This is a genomic window from Pilimelia anulata, assembly GCF_014647895.1.
GTDB classification, from domain to species: Bacteria; Actinomycetota; Actinomycetes; order Mycobacteriales; family Micromonosporaceae; genus Pilimelia; species Pilimelia anulata.
Map to the genome: position 1 here is coordinate 49,108 of NZ_BMQB01000011.1, position 19,038 is coordinate 68,145.

At 75.9% G+C, this 19,038-nt stretch carries 14 protein-coding genes; 7 read left to right on the plus strand and 7 right to left on the minus strand.

The features are described from left to right. The 3 genes from IEY94_RS20275 to IEY94_RS20285 are packed head-to-tail and all read right to left on the minus strand — an operon-like array spanning position 1 to position 5,278. Entirely contained in the window at positions 1-2,358 is a 2,358-nt protein-coding gene (locus IEY94_RS20275) for a galactose oxidase early set domain-containing protein (RefSeq protein WP_189171825.1), read from the minus strand. Next, complete coding sequence (locus IEY94_RS20280) at positions 2,355-4,019, minus strand: ArnT family glycosyltransferase (RefSeq protein ID WP_189171826.1); 1,665 nt, start codon at positions 4,017-4,019, stop codon at positions 2,355-2,357. Before IEY94_RS20280 ends, IEY94_RS20275 begins: the two co-directional genes overlap by 4 nt. Positions 4,020-4,027: 8 nt before the next feature. Then, positions 4,028-5,278, minus strand: a complete 1,251-nt coding sequence (locus IEY94_RS20285; protein ID WP_229784288.1) for a glycosyltransferase — start codon at positions 5,276-5,278, stop codon at positions 4,028-4,030. Positions 5,279-5,599: 321 nt separating this feature from the next. On the opposite strand from IEY94_RS20285, the gene IEY94_RS20290 reads away from it, so the two are divergent. The 4 genes from IEY94_RS20290 (at position 5,600) to IEY94_RS20305 (ending at position 10,147) form a co-directional block, all read left to right on the plus strand. Then, a complete protein-coding gene (locus IEY94_RS20290) occupies positions 5,600-6,187 on the plus strand; it encodes a DinB family protein (RefSeq protein WP_189171828.1) in 588 nt (195 codons plus the stop codon). 185 nt (positions 6,188-6,372) lie between these two features. Then, positions 6,373-8,577, plus strand: a complete 2,205-nt coding sequence (locus IEY94_RS20295; RefSeq protein ID WP_189171829.1) for an MMPL family transporter — start codon at positions 6,373-6,375, stop codon at positions 8,575-8,577. After that, on the plus strand, positions 8,574-9,191 hold the full coding sequence (locus IEY94_RS20300) for a sterol desaturase family protein (RefSeq protein WP_189171830.1): 618 nt from the start codon (positions 8,574-8,576) through the stop codon (positions 9,189-9,191). The genes IEY94_RS20295 and IEY94_RS20300 overlap by 4 nt, the downstream gene beginning before the upstream one ends. Continuing rightward, positions 9,188-10,147 (plus strand): phosphatase PAP2 family protein, encoded by a 960-nt coding sequence (locus tag IEY94_RS20305; RefSeq protein WP_189171831.1) that lies wholly within the window; start codon positions 9,188-9,190, stop codon positions 10,145-10,147. Before IEY94_RS20300 ends, IEY94_RS20305 begins: the two co-directional genes overlap by 4 nt. On the opposite strand, the gene IEY94_RS20310 is transcribed toward IEY94_RS20305, so the two are convergent. Then, positions 10,144-14,268 (minus strand): fibronectin type III domain-containing protein, encoded by a 4,125-nt coding sequence (locus tag IEY94_RS20310; RefSeq protein ID WP_189171832.1) that lies wholly within the window; start codon positions 14,266-14,268, stop codon positions 10,144-10,146. The genes IEY94_RS20305 and IEY94_RS20310 overlap by 4 nt on opposite strands. Before the next feature lie 236 nt (positions 14,269-14,504). Here IEY94_RS20310 and IEY94_RS20315 point away from each other — a divergent pair, with 236 nt between their 5' ends. After that, positions 14,505-15,560: a chitinase gene (locus IEY94_RS20315; protein ID WP_189171833.1), complete on the plus strand. Its 1,056-nt coding sequence runs from the start codon at positions 14,505-14,507 to the stop codon at positions 15,558-15,560. Here the strand turns inward: IEY94_RS20315 and IEY94_RS20320 are convergent. Together IEY94_RS20320 and IEY94_RS20325 are read right to left on the minus strand one after the other, a co-directional pair. Next, entirely contained in the window at positions 15,557-15,964 is a 408-nt protein-coding gene (locus IEY94_RS20320) for a VOC family protein (RefSeq protein WP_189171834.1), read from the minus strand. The genes IEY94_RS20315 and IEY94_RS20320 overlap by 4 nt on opposite strands. Positions 15,965-15,969: 5 nt before the next feature. Next, positions 15,970-16,413, minus strand: coding sequence for a helix-turn-helix transcriptional regulator (locus IEY94_RS20325; protein WP_229784289.1), 444 nt, complete (start codon positions 16,411-16,413; stop codon positions 15,970-15,972). An 85-nt stretch (positions 16,414-16,498) separates the two neighbouring features. Here IEY94_RS20325 and dinB point away from each other — a divergent pair, with 85 nt between their 5' ends. Continuing rightward, positions 16,499-17,695, plus strand: coding sequence for a DNA polymerase IV (gene dinB, locus IEY94_RS20330; protein ID WP_229784305.1), 1,197 nt, complete (start codon positions 16,499-16,501; stop codon positions 17,693-17,695). A gap of 51 nt (positions 17,696-17,746) precedes the next feature. On the opposite strand, the gene IEY94_RS20335 is transcribed toward dinB, so the two are convergent. Further along, positions 17,747-18,601: an exodeoxyribonuclease III gene (locus IEY94_RS20335; protein WP_189171837.1), complete on the minus strand. Its 855-nt coding sequence runs from the start codon at positions 18,599-18,601 to the stop codon at positions 17,747-17,749. 239 nt (positions 18,602-18,840) lie between these two features. On the opposite strand from IEY94_RS20335, the gene IEY94_RS20340 reads away from it, so the two are divergent. Beyond that, positions 18,841-18,999: a hypothetical protein gene (locus IEY94_RS20340; RefSeq protein ID WP_189171838.1), complete on the plus strand. Its 159-nt coding sequence runs from the start codon at positions 18,841-18,843 to the stop codon at positions 18,997-18,999. The last annotated feature ends 39 nt before the right edge of the window (positions 19,000-19,038 follow it).

The following is a 19,038-nucleotide window of genomic DNA, read 5'->3' on the forward strand; positions in this document are numbered from 1 at the left end:
TCAGTCGCCCGGGCCGCAGGCGACCGCGTCGCGGTTGCGGTCCAGGCCCAGCGGGTCGCCCGCCCGGACCGGCAGGTTCGCCAGCCCGCGCTCGCGCAGGTACGCGCACCGGTCGGCGACCACCGCCGGGAACTCCCGCGGCACGCACTGCGACGGCGTGCCGTAGCTGCGCGCGCAGCCGTCCACGGCGACCGGCACGGCCGGCGCCGGCTCGCGCGGTGCCGCCCTGCCGCCCTTGCCGGCCCTGGCCGGGGCGGCGGCCGGCGCCGAGACCCGCACCCAGCGGGCCTCCGACGGCACGCCGCGGTCGTCGGAGACGACCAGCATGTACCAGCCCGGCGGGGCGATGTTCGGGTTCGCCGTCAGGTCGACGTCGATGCTGTTGCCGGTCCGGCGGGCGATCGGCGCGACGACGTACCGCTGGTTCGGGTCGGAGGAGTGGGTGACCGCGGCGGGCCGGATCAGCGCCACCTCGGACACGTCGTCCCCGGCGGCCACGCTGATCCGCTGCCGGCTGCCGACCGGCCAGGTGCTCGTGGCGACGCCGGTGATCCGCGGGCGGTCGCGCTCGAACATGTACCACGGCGAGTACACCGAGATCCGGTTGTCGAACGTCCCGTCACCGGGGTTGTCGCCCACGGCCATCACCCGGCCGTCGGGCAGCAGGAACGCCGACGAGTGGTACCCGCGCGGCACCGGGTCGTGCGCCATGCCCGCGTTGAACCGGTCGGTCGCCGGGTTGTACATCGACGCCTCGAACACCGGGTCGGCCCGGTTGTGCAGCGCGCCGCCGGTCTCGAACACCTGGCCGTCGGGCAGGATCACCGCCGAGACGTACATCTTGCCCTCGTGCGCGGCCTGCTTCGTGCCGTCGTCCCGGAAGCCCTGCGGCAGCGGCGGCCCGGCCGCGTACTTCGGCGCCTTCGCCGTCAGGTCGATCACGTCGGTGAGCCGGATCGCGTCCGGGTTGTTGCCGACGTTGCCGCCGCCCATGGTGAGTACCCGCTGGTCCTGCGCCGGGGGCAGCAGGACGCTCATCGACTGGTCCCGCCGGTCCTTCTCGCGCAGGCCGGGCACGTCGGTGACCGCGCCGGTGCGGTGGTCGTACAGCGACGCCCCCGACCCCGGCTGCCCGTCGCCGAAGACGTGGCTGCCGGTGTAGAACAGCCGGCCGTCGCCGGTCAGGATCATCGACGGGTACAGGCCCCAGAACCGGTAGGTCTGCGCGACCTCGTCCGGCTTCAGCCAGCGCCCCTCGGCGGCGGAGAAGTACTCGGTGGCCACCGAGCCCTCGGACCGCTCGTTCAGCCCGCCGACCGAGAGGATGTCGCCGTTGCCGAGGGTGGTCGCCGACGGGTACCAGTGCCCCTCGTTCATGTCGTTGGTCCGGGTGTAGCTGTTCGTCGCCGGGTCGAAGACGTACGACACCCGCAGGCCCTTGTACCCGGACGAGCCGTCCGGCGCCGGGTACGCGGCGTTCCCGCCGAGCACCAGCAGCCGCCCGTCGGGGAGCTGGGCGTGGCCGGCGCAGAAGAAGTCCGCCGGCGTGGTGATCGGGGTGAAGCTGCCGTCCGCCGGGTCGTACAGCGACGAGGTGAACCGGCCGGCCTGGAACTCGCCGACGTCGTTGCCGGAGCCGGCGATCAGCAGCACCTTGCCGTTGCGCAGCACGGCGGCGTGGATGCCGCGCACCGGCGAGGTGTACGGCAGCACCTCCCACGCCCCGCTCGGGCACCGCTTGCCCGGCCGGCACTCGGGGTTGGCCGGCGGCTTGCCGGTGATCGTCATCGCGTAGTCGTCGGTGACGACCGTGCCGGCCGCGCCGAGCCCGACGCCCCACTGCACCCGGGTGGTGCCGGCGGGGACGACCGGGGTGCGGGCCCTGGCCTCGCGGTACCCGGCGGCGACCGGGAGGGTGGTCAGCTCGGTCCAGTACACCCACTTGTCGCCGTCGTGCCGGAACGCGGTCACCGACGCGGGCGCGGTGCTGTGGTACCAGAGCGACAGGTCGTACCGCTCGCCGGGCGTGACCGCCGGGGCGCAGCCGGCCTGCTCCGCCATCATCACCTTGGCGTCGCCGTCGGTCAGGTCGGCGACCGTCAGCGCCATGGCCCGGCGGCCGCTGTGCGCGTCGGTGCTGCTGACCATCCGGGCGGTGTTGCCGCCGCGCTGGTAGAGCTGCCAGCACTCCGGCTCGTCCCCGGCGCGGCGCTCCAGGCCGGGGTTGACCACCAGGTTCTCGGGGGCGGCGGCGTTCTCGGGGGGCGCGGCCGACGCGCCGGGCCCGGCGTCGACCCCGGCCAGGACCAGGACGGGGATCAGGAGGCCGAGCGTGGGCCCGACCAGGGAACGGATCATGATGTCGCCTCTCTCGGCTCGGTCCGGACGCGGCGGATCTCGATCCGGTCCGCGGCCGGGCCGAAGGTGGCCAGCACGTCGGAGTTCGCGATGGCCGCGGTCAGGGTGGGCAGGCTGTCGGGGCGCTGGCGCATCATCGGGCTCACCACGACGTAGTCCAGGTCGCGCCAGCCGCCCGGCAGGTGGCGCATGACGGCGGGGTCCAGGTCGAGCTTGTAGAACCAGATCGCGCCGGTGCCGGGGGTGAAGCCGGCGCGGACCAGGTCCGGCCACAGCGCGTCGTCCACGACGACCCGGGTGCGCGCGCGGTCGCCGACCCGCTGCTCGATCCACCGGCCGGCGTCGACGTACGCGGTGTTCGCGTCCACCCGCCATAGCCGGGTCACGCCGTCCGCCCAGGTCGCGGCGACCGCCAGCGCCGCCACCGCGGCGAGCGCGGCCGCCGCCGGCCGGACCGCGCGGCGGAGCCGCCCGGCGGCGGCCCGGCGCAGCCGCAGCACACCCAGCCGGGCGAGCCCGGCGAGGCAGAGGGCGAGGAACGGCAGCGCCTGCGTGACGTACATCGCGGGCAGGTAGCCGCCCGGCCGCAGCGCGACCGCGAGCATCGCCACCGCGGCCAGCGCGGGCACCCGCAGCCGGCGCACGGCCAGCGCGGCCACCGCGGCCGCGGTGCCGGCGAGCACGATGACCGGGTCCTGGTACAGCCAGTCGTCGACCACCCGCCGGGCGTCGCTGGCCGGGTCGAGCAGGCTGCCCGACGCCTGCCGCCCGGCGGTCTGGTGGAACAGCGCGCCGAGCAGCGAGACGTGCCCGCCGCCGGGGAGCAGCTCGCCGTTGAGCGCGGCGTACAGCGGGTACACCGACAGCGGCAGCACGAACGCCGCCACGAACCCGGTCAGGCAGAACGGCCGGGTGCTGCGGTGGCTGCGCTGCCAGACGGCGAGCATGACCGCCGGCAGCGCGAGCACGATCGTCTCCTTGGACAGCACCGCCACCGCGGTCGCCCCGCCGGCGGCGATGTAGTGCCACAGGTGCCGGCGCGGGGAGAGCGCGAGGACCAGCGCGGCGAGCAGCCAGGTGACGGCGATGTTGTCCAGGTACACCTGGCGGTGCAGGGCCAGGGCCAGCGGCGAGCAGACGTACAGCGCGACCGCGGTCGCCGCCGCCCACGGGGGCAGCCGCAGCCGGCGGCCGAGCACGTACAGCAGGGCGACGCCGGCCAGCGCGAACACGAGCATCGCCACCCGCCCGCCGACCAGCGACGGGTACCCGGTCAGCAGCAGGTCGGGCAGCCAGCCGAGGGCGGCGAGCTGGATCCAGCCGAGCGGCGGGTGGTCGTACCAGTACGTGTAGTGGGCCAGGCCGACGCCCTCGCGGACGGCCCACGCCTGGGCGAGGTACGTCCCCTCGTCGGCGCCGAACGCCGGCCCGCCGGCGAGGTTGACGCCGTGCACGACGGCGGCGACGGCGAGCAGCGCGAGCAGCAGCGGCCGGTCGGCCCGGTGCCGCGGCACCCGCCGCGCCGCCGCCGGTGGCGCGGCGGGGGTCGGGGCCGCCACCACCGGGTCGGGCGCGACCGGGCCGGGGAGGTCGGCGTCCGGGGGCGTGCGCGGGGCGGGTACGGCGGCCGGGCGGGTCGGCGGGACCGTGACGTCGGTCATCGCGGGCCTCAGCGGTCCACGCCGGCGACCGCGGGCACCGCGGCCGGCTCGGGCACCAGGTGCGCGCCCACGTGCCGGGTCAGCTCCCACTCGCGCCGGCCGCGCCACTCGCGCAGCACCGCGCGGACCGCCGCGCCGGCCAGCAGCAGCATGTACACCGGGGTGCCGACGACCAGCCGCAGGTAGTCGGTCACCCGGATCCGCAGGCCGTACTGGCGGCCGAAGTCGTGCAGCCCGATCACCTCGAAGAACAGCGTGGCGACCGTCGGCAGCAGCGGCAGGTACGTCAGCAGCGCCACCCCGACCGGCAGGTCGAACAGCACCGCCGAGGTGAACCCGACCAGCGTGGCCACGCCGGTGAACGCCTGGACGAACGGCGAGGCCAGCGTGTACCGGGCCAGCATCCGCTGCCGCCGGGTGGGCAACTGCCGCCAGTCGCCCTTGCGCAGCACCTGGAGGAAGCCCTGGTTCCACCGGGTCCGCTGCTTGAACAGCGCCAGCGCGGTGTCCGGCGTCTCCTCCCGGGTGACGAGCAGCGCGTCGTACGCGACCACGACCCGGTGGCCCAGGCTGGACAGCCGGACCCCGAGGTCGCAGTCCTCGGCCAGGCAGTGCGGGTCCCAGCCGCCGACCTCGCGCAGCACCTCGGACCGCACGAAGACCGTGTTCCCGCCGAGCGGGATGAACCCGCGGTGCGCCTGGAGGTGCAGCCGGCTGCGGAACCAGAAGAAGTACTCCAGGCAGTTGCGCACGCTGTACCAGTTGGACCGGAAGTTGATCAACTGCACGCCGCCCTGGACGACGGTCGCGCCGGTCCGGCGGAACGCGTAGTCCACATGGGTGAGCAGGTCGGGGTGCACCACGTCCTCGGCGTCGAACACGCCGACCACGTCGCCGGTGCACGCCGGCAGCGCGGTGTTCAGCGCCTTGGGCTTGCTCTTGACCTCGTGGTGGTCGACCACCACGGACACCTGCGGGTGCGCCGCCGCCAGCTCCTCGGCGACCGCGGCGGTGCCGGGGTCGTCGTGGCCGACGATGAGGATCAACTCGAAGTCGCGGTGCCGCGAGTGCAGCAAATGCCGGACCGTGCGGGCGAGCACGGCCTCCTCGTGCCGGGCCGGCAGCAGCAGCGAGAAGGTGAGCGCGTGGCTGCCGTCGGGCGCGGCGAACCGGGTGGCGCGCAGGGTCTGCGGGGTGCGCCAGGCGTGCAGGGCCCACCAGAGGGTGATCGTCGCGGCGACGAACAGCGTCGCCGACAAAAGGACAGCAAGGCACGCGAGGAGCACCGGAATCCCATCCGTTCACGCATCGAGACGGAGGCTCCGCGCACGGGCCCCCGCCACCACCGCGTCGGCCGGCGCCGGGTGGTGGGGGCCGGACAGCGACGCGCCACCGGCGCCATCCCCAGCACCGGTGTGTGCCAGCATCGTTGCCGACGTACTCATTGATCACAACCACTGCCGCCGAAGAAAGTGGCCTACCCAACACGCAATGTGGACATTGATCCGGCCGGTGTCCGGCAATGCCGGACGATTGGGAAAGTCCGGCGCGGCGTCGGACCCGGGTGGCATGCTGCGGGCATGACCACACCGGACCAGAAGGCGGACCTGCACCGGTACCTGCGGACGGCGCGCGAGGCGCTGCTGTGGAAGCTGGACGGCCTGGGCGAGTACGACGCCCGCCGCCCCCTCACGCCCACCGGCACCAACCTGCTCGGACTGGTCAAGCACCTCGTCGGCGTCGAGCTGGGCTACTTCGGCGAGGCGTTCGACCGGCCATCCGACGAGCCGCTCGCCCGGTACGGCGACGAGCCCAACGCCGACATGTGGGCGACGGCCGACGAGGCGCGCGCCGACGTCGTGGCCGCGTACCGGCGGGCGTGGGCGCACGCCGACGCGACGATCGCGGCGCTGCCGCTGGACGCCGCCGGCCGGGTGCCCTGGTGGCCGACCGAGCGCAACCCGGTCACGCTGCACCTGGTCCTGGCGCACGTGGTCGCCGAGACGCAGCGGCACGCGGGGCAGGCGGACATCGTCCGCGAGCTGATCGACGGCGCGGCCGGCCTCCGCGACGGCAACACCAACCTGCCGCCCGGCGTCGACGCGGCGTGGTGGCAGCGGTACCGCGCCGACCTCCAGCACACGGCCGAGACCTTCCGCGACACCTGACCGCCCGGCCGCCCGGCGCGAGGGCCGGGCGGCGCGGCCGGGCCGCTGGTCGCCCGATGGGGTGACGGCGGCGGCGGGCGGATGGACGGGCGGCCCCGTCGGGTCGGGGGCGATGACCGTTTTGCGTAGTTATAGTTCCCGTCCATGACCGCCGCCCCCGCTCCCGCCGCCCCGGGCCCGCCCCGATGACCCTGGCGGCGCCCGCCCGCCCCGCGCCGCCGCGCCCGGCCCCCGACCCGCCGCCGGCCGGGCGGCTCGCGCTGCTCGGGCGGTGGTGCGCCCGGTACCGCTGGCTCGTCCTGCTGCTCTGGGCCGCCGTCGCCGCGGGCGGCGCGGCCGCCGCCGGTCCGGTCGCCGAGCGGGCCTCGACGCTGCACTGGGCGGCCGCCCCGCACGAGTCGGTCGAGGGGCAGCGGCTGCTGGACCGGGCGGCGGCGCCCGGCGAGCGCACCGGCGCGCTGGTCGCCGGCGTCCGCCCCGCCGACCCGGCCGTCGCCGCCGCGCTGGACCGGGCCCGGGCCGCGCTCGCCGCGGTCCCCGGCGTCGCCGCGGTCGACCCGCCGGTGCCGGCGGCCGCGGCCGTCCTGCTGACCGTCACCCTCGACCCCGGCCGGGCCGACCCGGGCCCGCTGCGGGCGGCGGTGGACGCCCGGCTGCGCGCGCTGCCGGCCGACCTCGCCCGGGCCGGCGCGCCCGGCGCCACGGTCACCATCGGCGGCAGCGCCCGCGCCGTCGCCGCCGTCACCGAGCGGACCCGGGCGCAGAGCCGGACCGCCGAGTTCGTCGCGCTGCCGGCCGTCGCCCTGCTGCTCTGGCTGATCTTCGGCGGGCTGCGCCCGGCGCTGATCCCGGCAGCGGCGGCGCTGGCCACCGTCGGCGGCGGGATGCTGGCGCTGCTCGCGCTGTCCGGCTGGCGGGTGCTGGACGCGCCGCTGCTGTCGCTGACCACCGTCTGCGGGCTCGGCCTGGCCGTCGACTACTCGCTGCTCGGCGTGGTCCGGTTCCGGGAGGAGCGGGCCGCCGGCCGGACCGTGGTCGACGCGGTCGCCGCCGCCACCGCCCGGGCCGGGCGCGCGGTCGCGTTCTCCGGCCTGACCGTCGCCGCGGCGCTGGGCGGGCTGTGGGTGTTCCCGAGCCCGTTCTTCACCAGCATCGCGCTGGCCGGGATGGCGGTCACGCTCATCGCGCTGGCCGCCGCGCTGACCCTCACCCCGGCGCTGCTCGCGGTGCTCGGCCGGCGCTTCCCGCCCGCGCGCCCGCCCGCGCCCGAGGGCGCGTTCAGCCGGCTGGCCCGGCTGGTCCGCCGCCGGCCCGCGCTGGTGGCGCTGCTGGCGGCCGTACCGCTGGCGGCGGCGGTCGCGCCGTTCCTGCGGGTCGAGCTGCTGCACCCGCACGCGGCCGACCAGGTGGCGCCGGCGACCGAGGTACGGCGGTACCGGGAGGCCGTCCGCGCCCACTTCCCGGCCGCCGCCGACGACGTGGTCGTGGTGGCCCGGGCGACCGCCGCCGACCTGCGCGCCTGGCTCGCCGCCCTGCCCCCGCGCCCCGGCGTCACCCCGGCACCCCCGCTCCCGGCCGCCGCACCGGGCGGGGTCGCGCCGGGCGGGACCGAGCCCGCCGCCGCGCCCGGGGCCGCGGTGCCGACGCGGGCCGCCGACGCCGGTCCGGGGCTGTGGGTGGTGCCGGTGGCGGTGCCGGCGGACCCGGCGAACGCCGCCGCGGCCGGCGCCGTCGCGCACCTGCGCGCGCACCGCCCCGGCGGCTTCCCGATCTGGGTCACCGGCAACGCCGCGCTCCAGGTCGACCACCGGGACGAGCTGGTGGCGTACGCGCCGCGCGCCGCCGCCGTCGTCGTGGCCAGCACGCTGCTGCTCCTGCTGCTGCTCACCCGGGCCGTGCTCGTGCCGCTGAAGGCCGTACTGATCAACGTGCTGTCGCTCGGCGCCTCGTTCGGCGCGCTGGTGCTGATCTTCCAGGACGGGTACCTCGCCGGCCCGCTCGGCGTGCACACCGTCGGCGGGGTGCAGTTCTGGGTACCGGTGGTGCTGTTCGTCCTCGCGTTCGGGCTGTCGATGGACTACGAGGTGTTCCTGCTCGCCCGGGTCAAGGAGGCGTACGACGAGGGCCACCCCAACGACCGCGCCGTGGAGCTGGGCCTCCAGCGGTCCGGCCGGGTGATCACCTCGGCGGCGGTGCTGACGATCGCCGTCTTCGCAATCTTCGCGCACGGCCCGATGCTCGGCATCAAGCAGTTCGGCGTCGGCATGGCGATCGCCGTCGCCGTGGACGCCACGATCGTCCGCTGCCTGCTCGTCCCCGCGCTGATGACCCTGCTCGGCGACCGCAACTGGTGGCCCGGCCGCCGCCGTACCCGAGGAGTGACCCCGTGACCGCACCGCCCGTCTCCCCGCCGCTGCCGCGCGCCCTGCGGCTCGACGACCTCACCCGCGGCGGCCCCGGCAGCGTGGTGGTGGCGTACGTGCCGCTGATCCTCACCGCCTCGGCCGCCGGCCTGCTGAACCGCCCCTGGTACGCCACCGCCGGCCTGCTCGCGGCCGGGTACCTGCTGTGGACGCTGACCGAGTACTGGGTGCACCGGCTGCTGTTCCACTTCACCCCGCGCACCCCGCGGGCGGCGGCACTGCACCGGTTCCTGCACGGCCGGCACCACGAGGACCCGCGCGACCCGGACCGGCTCGTCGTCCCGCCGCTGGTCGGCCTGCCGATCGTCGCGCTGCTGTGGTTGCCGGCCGCGCTGACCCTGCCGCTGGCGGCGTGGGCGCCGGTCGGGGCGGGCTGGCTGGCCGGGTACGTCGGGTACGACCTGCTGCACGACCACCTGCACCGGCGCCGGCCGCGGACCGCGCTCGGCCGCTGGCTGCGCCGGCACCACCTGCGGCACCACTACGCCGACGACGGCACCGCGTTCGGGGTGAGCGCCCCGTACTGGGACGTGGTCTTCGGCACCCGCCCGCCGGCCCACCCCCGCCCGCCGGCCCGGTGACCGCGCCGCCCCCGCACCCGGCCGCACCCGGCCCGATCGGAGCGACCGCCCCCGACAGCGCCACCGCGGCGGCCGCCGCGGACACCCCGGCCAACCGGCTCGACGGCGTCGAGATCGCCGGGCTCGCGGCGCTCGCGGCCGGCGCCGCCCTGCTCGCCCCCCGGGCCCTGCGCGGCCCGGCCGACCCCGCGCTGCTCGCCACCCTCGCCGCCGCGGTCGCCCTGCTCGCCGCGTACGCCGCCGCCCTGCGCCGCGGCGCGCTCGCCCGCTGGCCCGCCGCCGGCCGGGCCGCCGGCGCGCTGGCGATGTGCGCGACCACGTACGCCGCGCTGCGCTGGGTGGTGCCGATGCTGCGCCCGCACCGGTACGACGGCCTGCTCGCCGCCGCCGACCGGGCGCTGTTCGGCACCGACCCGGTCGCCGCGGTCGGCGCGCTGGCCGGCCCGGGCGCGGTGACCGCGCTGTACGCGGTGTACCTCCTCGCCCCGCTCGCCCCGCTGGCCGTGGTCGTGGCCGCCCGCGGCCCGCTCCGCCGGGACGCGCTGGCGACCCTGCTCGCCGCCCAGTACGCCGGGTACGCCGGGTACCTGATCCTGCCCGCGGTCGGCCCGTGGCCGGCGCTCGCCGCGGCGACCGGCGCCGACGTGACCGGCCCCGCCTTCCGCGCCGCCGCGATCGGCGTGGACGCCTTCCCCAGCCTGCACACCGCGTGGAGCGTCCTCGCGGTCGTGCTGGCCTGGCGGCTGCGCCGCGGGCTGGCCCTGGCGCTGGCCCCGTTCGCCGCCGCGGTCCTGGCCTCGACGCTCGTCCTGCGCTGCCACTACGCGACCGACCTGATCGCCGGTACCGCGCTGGCGCTGGCGGCGGCCCGGCTGGTACCGCGCCGGGGCGGCCGGACGGAGACGGGCGGGCGGCGGACCCCCGTCCCGCCGCCCGCCCCACTGGCCGCCGGTTAGGCGGCCGGCTCCGTGCGCCGCCGCCACCAGCCCATCGCCAGCAGCCCGGCGCCCGCGAGGAGCGCGCCCGCGCCGGTGAGGGCCAGGACCGCGGCGGTCCCGGGACCGGTGACCGGTAGGCCCCCGGTGCTGCCGTTGCCGGCCGCCGGGACGCTGATCTCCAGCTTCATGTAGTGCGGGTTGCCGTCCGCGTCCACGCCCGCCGCGACGAACGTGTGGTCGCCCGGCGGCAGGTTGTCCGGGATCTGGAACGCCTTGCGGAACCTGCCGTTCGCGTCCGCCACGGCCGTGCCCAGGACCACCGGGTCCGAGTACAGCGTGACCGTGATCGTCGAGTACGGCGCGAAGCCCTCGCCGAGCAGCACGATCTCCTCACCCGGCTCGGCGGTGCTGATGTCCCCGCCCTCGGTGGTGAGCAGCAGCGACGTGACCGGCGGCGCGGTCGACACCGGCGGCGCGATCAGCGTCACCGCGGTGGAGGCCGACGACGGCGGCGAGAGCAGGTTCCCGGCGTACGCGACGACCGTGTAGGTGTACGCGGTGCCGGCGATGCCGCCGATCACGCAGCTCGTGGCGCCGTCGGTGACGCAGGTCGCCGGGCCGGGCGCGGCCGTCACCACGTACTTGGTGATCGGCAGGCCGTTGTCCGCCGGCGCCGTCCAGGTCACCGTCGCCGACGACGTGCCGGCGACCGCGGTCACCCCGCTCGGCGCCTCCGGCGTGCCGGGCACGACGGCCACCGGGGCCGAGGCCGTTCCGCCGCCCTGCGCGTTGACCCCGCGGACCCGGATGTCGTACCCGGTGCCGTTGACCAGCCCCGGCACCACCATGGTGCGGGTGCCGCCGGTGCCGGCCTGGGTCGCCGCGGTCTGCCAGGTGAACCCGTCGAGCGAGTATTCGTACGAGGTGACCGGCGAGCCCACCGCCGTCGCCGGCATGAAGGTCAGCGTGGCCTGCGCGTTGCCGGCGACGGCCGACACCCCGCCCGGCGCGTCCGGCGTGGTCGCCGGGGTGCCCGGCTCGGCCGCCGACTGGGCGCCGGTGCCGACGCTGTTCACGGCCCGCACCCGCACGGTGTACGTGGTGCCGTTGACCAGGTTGGTCACCGTCCCGACCCGGGCGCCGCCGGTGCCGCCGGCCGTGGGCAGCGTGGCCCAGGTCTGGCCGTCGTCCAGCGAGTACTGGTACCCGGTGAGCGCGTCGCCGCCGGTGCTGCCGGGCGGCTGGAAGGTGAGCGTGAGGCTCTCGTGGTGCGCGTCGACCACGAGCGAGGTGGGCGCGCCCGGCACCGTCGCCGGGGTGACCGCGGCCGAGCCGCTGGCGGCGCCGCCGCCGACGGCGTTCACCGCGCGGACCGTCACCGTGTACGTGGTGCCGTTGCTCAGCCCGGTGACCGTGCCGGTGCGGATGCCGCCGGTGCCCGCCGAGGTGGCGAGCGTCTGCCAGGTGCTGCCGCCGTTGGTCGAGTACTGGTACGACGTGATCGCGCTGCCGCCGTTGTCGGCCGGCGGCGTGAACGTCAGCACCGCGCTGGCCGCCCCCCGCTCGGCGGACAGCCCGGTGGGCGCGTCCGGCACGACCGCGGCCGGCGTGACCTGCGTGCCGGTCGAGGCGACGGACGGGCCGACGACGTTGCGGGCGCGGACGGTCACGGTGTACTGCTGGGCGTTCTGCAGGCCGCTGATCACGGCCATCCGGGTGCCGCCCGTCCCGGCCGCGGTGGTCAGCGTCTGCCAGGTGGTGCCGCCGTCGACCGAGTACTCGTACCCGGTGACCGGGCTGCCGCCGGTGTCGTTCGGCGGCGTGAGCGTCAGGTTGGCGCCGCCGTTGCGCGGCGTCGCGGACAGCCCGGTCGGTGCGGCGGGCGCGACCGGCGCGGGCGTGACCGCGCTCGCGGCGGTGGCGGTGCCGTTGCCGACGGCGTTCACCGCGCGGACCCGGACCTGGTACTGGTTGCCGTTGGTCAGCCCGGTCACCGTGGCGGTCCGGGTGCCGCCCGTCCCGGCCGCGGTGGTCAGCGTCGCCCAGGTGCTGCCGTTGTCGGTGGACACCTCGTACCCGGTGATCGCGCTGCCGCCGTCGGCGGCCGGGGTGAAGCTGATCGTGGCGCCGCCGTTGAGCGAGCCGAGGGACAGGCCGGTCGGCGCGGCCGGCGTGGTCGCGGGCGTCACGGTGGTGCTGGCGCTCGCGGTACCGGGGCCGGCGCTGTTCGCCGCGCGCACCCGGACGGTGTACGTCGTGCCGTTGTTCAGCCCGGACACCGTCCCGGTGAGCGGGTTGGTGCCGGTGGTGCTCAGCGGCCCCCACGTCGTGCCGTCGTCGGTGGACACCTCGTACGAGGTGATCGCGCTGCCCCCGTCGTCGGCGGGCGGCGCGAAGCTGAGCGACGCGCTGGCGTTGCCGCGGGTGGCCGTCACCGTGCCCGGCGCGCCGGGCGCGCCCGGCAGCGGGGTGACGGTGGCGTTGCCGCTCTGGGTGCCGGCGCCGGCGCTGTTCACGGCCCGGACCCGGACGGTGTACTGCACGTTGTTGGTCAGGTTCGACACGGTCCCGGTGACCGGGTTGGTCCCGCTGGTGGTCAGCGGCCCCCAGGTGCTCCCGTCGTCGGTGGACACCTCGTACGAGGTGATCGCGGCGCCGCCGTTGTCGGCGGGCGGGGTGAAGCTCACCCCGGCGGTGCGGTTGCCGGCGGTGACCTGCAGGCCGGTCGGCGCGCCCGGCGCCAGCACCGGCAGCGCGACGACGTCGGCGACGCTGGCCGGGCCGGCGCCGGCGCTGTTCACGGCGCGCACCCTGATCGTGTACGACGTGCCGTTGCTCAGCCCGCTGACCGTCCCGGTGACCGGCGCGGTGCCGCTGGTATTGAGGGTCTGCCAGGTGCTGCCGTTGTCGGTGGACACCTGGTACCCGGTGATCGGGCCGCTGCCGGTGTTGACCGGCGCGGTGAAGCTCAGCGCCGCGCTGCCGTTGCCGGGCGTGCCCTGGAGCCCGGTCGGGGCGTCGGGCGGGTTGCCGGCGACGACCCGCAGGATTCGGTTGCCGGTGAGGTCGCCGAAGTAGATGTCGGTGCCGCGGACCGTCAGGTACACGGTGCTGCGCAGCGGGCTGGCGGTCGCCGGCCCGGGTACCGCGGTGCCGGAGACGCCGGTGCCGGCGACGACGGACAGCGTCCCGCCGGGGGTGATGCCGACGATGGCCGGGGTGCCGGAGAGGGTGACGTACACGTTGTCGGAGGCGTCCACGTCGACGTCCCACGGCCGGTACAGCGAGGTGCTGGTCGCCGGCCCGTTCTGGGACATCGTGGTCCCGCCGTTGCCGGCGAAGATCGACAGGTTGCCGGCCGGGGTGATCTTGTAGACGTAGTGCAGGTAGTAGTCGGTCGAGTAGAGGTTGCCCTGGCTGTCCAGCGCCAGCCCGTACGGGCCGCGCAGGCCGGACTGCCGGGCCGGGCCGGGCGTGACGGTCGTCGTGCCATTGCCGGCGACGATCGTCATGTTGCCGCTGGTGTCGACCTTCATGATGTAGCCGCGGACCCAGTCGCCGATGTAGAAGTTGTCCTGGCTGTCGAACACCAGCCCGGAGACGCGCATGGGCGACGCGGTGGCCGGGCCCTCGACGATCGAGCCGGCGGAGGTGCCGTTGCCGGCGACCGGGGTGAGCTGGCCGGCCTGGGTGATCTTGTCGACCTTGTTGCCGACGTCCTCGGTCACGTACACGTTGTCCTGGCTGTCGACGGCCAGGTTGGTCGGCTTGTTGAGGGTGGCCGATAGCGCGGGGCCGGCGCTGGCGTTGGCGCAGACGCCCGTACCCGCGAAGATCGACATCTGCTGGGCCGGGGTCACCTTGAGCACGTAGCAGTTACCCGTGCCGTACGTGGTGATGTACATGTTGCCCTGGCTGTCGAAGACCGGGGCCATCGGCGAGGGCATCGGCGAGTTCGCCAGCGGGCCGGGCACCACGTTGCCGGTAACGCCGGTCCCCGCGACGTACTCCAGGACCCCGCTGGTCGACGGCGGGGCGGCGAGCGCGCCCGTGGCGCCGGACAGGCAGAGCAGCAGCCCGGCGGCGAACGCGGCCCAGCGGGCGCGCGCGGACGAAGCCGGCGTACGGCGTCGCAGCATCGGTGGTACCCCCGTACCCACCCCGGCGGCCTTCGCCGGGCATACCGCCACAATCTACTCAGCCATTCACATCCGTCCCGGCTTTCCCACAAGTACGCCACCCCATCCGGTCAATTAAGTCGAAACAGTCCCGAAACTCGGCGGGATGGGGGCCGAATACCGCATTCGCCGACCGCGGACACATTGAAGATTGTGGTTTAATGCCCGTGCACCCAACGGACTGTTTGGAGTGCCGCATGCCCCCGTTGCGCCGGATGACCGCCCTCGCCGCCGGTATCGCGCTGACGCTCGCCACCCCTCTCGCGCCCGCCCGGGCCGCCGCGCCACCCGCGCCCGACGACACCTGCCCGGTCAAGTCCCGCCCGGCCGGCAAGGTCCTGCACGGCTACTGGGAGAACTGGGACGGCGCCGCCAACGGCGTCCACCCCGGCATGGGCTGGATACCGATCACCGACGCCCGGATGGCCCAGCACGGGTACAACGTCATCAACGCCGCGTTCCCCGTGATCCGCGCCGACGGGACCGTGCTGTGGGAGGACGGGATGGACGCGACCGTCCGGGTCGCCACCCCCGCCGAGATGTGCGCGGCCAAGGCCGCCGGCGCCACCATCCTCATGTCCATCGGCGGCGCCACCGCCGGCATCGACCTCAACTCCGCCGGCGTCGCCGACCGGTTCGTCGCCACGATCGTGCCGATCCTGAAGCGGTACAACTTCGACGGCATCGACATCGACATCGAGACCGGGCTGACCAGCGGCGGTAACATCAACCAGCTCTCGACGTCGCAGGCCAACCTGGTCCGGATCATCGACGGGGTGCTGGCCGCGATGCCGGCGAACTTCGGGCTGACGATGGCGCCCGAGACCGCGTACGTCACCGGCGGCAGCGTCACCTACGGCGGGATCTGGGGCGCCTACCTGCCGATCATCAAGAAGTACGCCGACAACGGCCGGCTGTGGTGGCTGAACATGCAGTACTACAACGGCAGCATGTACGGCTGCCGCGGCGACTCCTACGAGGCCGGGACCGTACAGGGCTTCACCGCGCAGACCGACTGCCTGGCCAACGGGCTGGTGATCCAGGGCACGACGATCAGGCTGCCGTACGACAAGCAGGTCCCCGGCCTGCCCGCCCAGCCCGGCGCCGGCGGCGGACACATGGGCACCGGGCTCGTCGGGCAGGCGTGGAAGGGCGCCTACAAGGGCCTGATGACCTGGTCGATCAACTGGGACGGCTCGAAGGGCTGGACGTTCGGCGACAACGTCAAGCGCCTCCAGGGCCGCTGGGGCTAGCTCTGGTTGATCCGGACCAGGTTGCCGGCGGGGTCGCGGAACGCGCAGTCCCGGATTCCGTACGGCTGGTCGGCCGGCTCCTGCACCACGTCGGCCCCGCTGGCCTGCACCCGCTCGAACGTGCCGGCCAGGTCCGGCGTGGCCAGCACGATGTGTGCGTAGCTGCCCTTGGCCATCAGCTCCAGGATCGTCCGGCGCTCGTCGTCGCTCAGCCCCGGGTCGCAGGTCGGCGGCTCCAGCACGACCGCGGTGTCCGGCTGGCCGGGCGGGCCGACGGTGATCCAGCGCAGGTCGCCGTAGCCCACGTCGTTGCGCACCTCGAAGCCGAGGACGTCGCGGTAGAAGGCGAGCGACCGCTCCGGGTCGTCGGTCGGCAGGAACGTCTGGTGAATCGTCAGGTTCATGCTGGTCATGCTAGGTGCGGCCCGGGCGGGGCGGCTTCTCGATTCCTGATCGGTCGCATCACCCGCCGGGCGATGCAGCTCGGGATGCCGGCGCCGTCGGCGGCGGCCAGCCGGCGGTACCGGCTCGGCGACATCCCGACCAGCTCGGAGAAGCGGGTGCTGAACGTGCCGAGCGACTGGCAGCCCACCGCGAAGCAGACCTGCGTGACCGACAGGTCACCGCGGCGCAGCAGGGTCATCGCCCGCTCGATTCGCCGGGTCATGAGATAGCTGTACGGCGACTCCCCGTACACCGCGCGGAACGCGCGGCTCAGGTGCCCGGCCGACAGGTGCACGCCGCGGGCGAGCGCCGGTACGTCCAGCGGCTGCGCGTACTCCCGGTCGATCCGGTCCCGGACGCGGCGCAGCAGCGCGAGTTCGCGCAGGCGGGGGTCGGCGGCACCGGTCACGGGGACAGCCTGCCCGGTGGACCGCCCCGCCGCAAAGACCCGAACGGCCGGGGGCGCTCGTTCGTACAGGTGTTCTAAGATCGCGATCATGGGCGAGGCGCACATCCTGCACGCCGACCTCGACGCCTTCTACGCGTCGGTCGAGCAGCGGGACGACCCGGCCCTGCGCGGGCGCCCGGTCATCGTCGGCGCCGGCGTGGTCCTGGCCGCCAGCTACGAGGCCAGGGCGGCCGGCGTCCGGACCGCGATGGGCGGCCGCCAGGCCCGCGCGCTGTGCCCGCGGGCCGTCGTCGTCCCGCCCCGGATGGCCGCGTACACCGCCGCCAGCCAGGCGGTGTTCGAGGTGTTCCGGGCGACCACGCCGGTGGTCGAGGGCCTGTCCATCGACGAGGCGTTCCTCGACGTCCGCGGGCTGCGCCGGATCGCCGGCCCGGCGCCGGGCATCGCCGCGCGGCTGCGCCGGGACGTCCGCGAGCGGGTCGGCCTGCCGATCACCGTCGGCGTCGCCCGGACGAAGTTCCTCGCCAAGGTCGCCAGCGGCGTGGCCAAGCCGGACGGGCTGCTCGTCGTCCCGCCCGACGGCGAGTTGGCGTTCCTGCACCCGCTGCCGATCCGCCGGCTGTGGGGCGTCGGCCCGGTCACCGCCGAGCTGCTCGGCGCCCGCGGCATCCGGACCGTCGGCCACGTCGCCCGGCTCGGCGAGGCGGCGCTGGTCTCCCTGCTCGGCCCGGCGGCCGGGCGGCACCTGCACGCGCTCGCGCACAACCGCGACCCGCGCCCGGTCCGCGCCGGCCGCCGCCGGTCGTCGATGGGCGCGCAGGCGGCGCTCGGGCGGCCCCGGCGCACGCTCGACGAGGTCGACCACGTCCTCGCCGGCCTGGTCGACCGGGTGGGCCGGCGGCTGCGCGCGGCCGGCCGGACCGGCCGGACGGTGGCGGTGCGGCTGCGGTACGGCGACTTCTCCCGGGTGGCCCGGGCGCACACGCTCGCCCGGCCGACCGCGCACACGCCGACCCTGCTGGCCGCGGCCCGGCGGCTGCTCGCCGGCGCCGAGCGGGAGATCGGCCGGCGCGGGCTGACGCTGGTCGGGGTGGCGGTGAGCAACCTGGGCGACGACCGGTACGTGCAGCTCGCGCTGCCGTTCACCGCCGACAGCGGGCCGGAGCTGGACGCGGCGGTGGACGCGGTCCGGGACCGGTTCGGCACCCGCTCGATCAGCCGGGCGACGCAGGTGGGCGCGGGGCGGGGCCTGTCCGACCCGGTCCCGCTGCTGCCCGACTGACCCGCTCCGACCGCCCCGGCTCCGACCCCCGCGGGTGGCGGGCCGGCGGGGCTAGGTGCGGGCGTGGCGGACCGGCTTCGGGGCCCCGGCCGACGGGGGCGGGACGACCGGGCCGAGGTCGCCGTCCGGCGCCGCGTCCAGGTCGACCATCACCGGGGCGTGGTCGCTGGGGCCGGTTCCCTTGCGGGCGTGCCGGTCGATCCACGCCGCGCGCACCCGCCCGGCCACCGGCGCGCCGGCCAGCACCAGGTCGATGCGCATCCCGAGATCCTTGTGAAACATGCCGGCCCGGTAGTCCCAGTACGTGAAGACCCGCTCGTCCGGCCACCGCTCCCGGACCACGTCGCGCAGGCCGGTGGCCAGCAGCGCGCCGTACGCGGCCCGCTCGGGCGGGGTGACGTGGGTCTGCCCGACGTACGCCGCCGGGTCGTACACGTCCGCGTCCGCCGGGGCGATGTTCAGGTCGCCGCAGACCAGCACGTCCGCCGGCCCGGCCGCGACGACCGTGCGCAGCGCGGCCAGCCAGTCGAGCTTGTACCGGTAGTGGTCGGAGTCGGGCACCCGCCCGTTCGGCACGTACACCGAGTGCACCCGCACGCCCCCGCAGGTGGCCGAAACGGCCCGCGCCTCCCGGTGCGGGAAGCCCGGCTCGCCGGGCAGCCCGCGGACGACGTCGTCCAGGCCCACCCGGGACAGGATCGCCACGCCGTTCCACTGGGCCTCGCCGTGCACGGCGGCCGCGTACCCGCGCGGGGCCAGCTCGGCGTCGAGCAGCGCGGCGAACGCGTCGTCGGCGACCTTGGTCTCCTGGAGGCAGACCACGTCCGGCCGGCGCTGGTCCAGCCAGCCCAGGAGGCGGGGCAGGCGCTGCTTGACGGAGTTGACGTTCCAGGTGGCGACCCGCATACCGGCCAACATAGCCCGCACGCGCGGGGCCGGCCGGGCGGCCGCCGCGGCGGCCCTGCTCGCGGCCCCGGCACCCGTGCGGTCGAGCGCACCGACCGGACCCGCTGGCGGACGGCTGACATACCGGCGCGGATGGGCGATTCGTCCGGTCCGCGGCACAGCCCGATTGGCGGCCCGCACGTTGGGTAACCGGACCCCGGGCGCGCATCGCCCGGACGACCGACGTGAGGGGAGCAGCGATGACCGCAGAGGCTCAGCAGCGGACGTACCCGATCACCGCGCCGGACGGCGCCCACATCTGGGGCGTCACCGCGCCGACGGCCGCTGCCCGGCCCACCCCGCTGCCCCCGGACCTCGAGGCCGAGTGGGAGTTCTACGCGGCCCGCGAGGGCGTCTGAGCGTCCGCCGGGCTGCCGCGCCGGGCGAGCCGGCGCGGC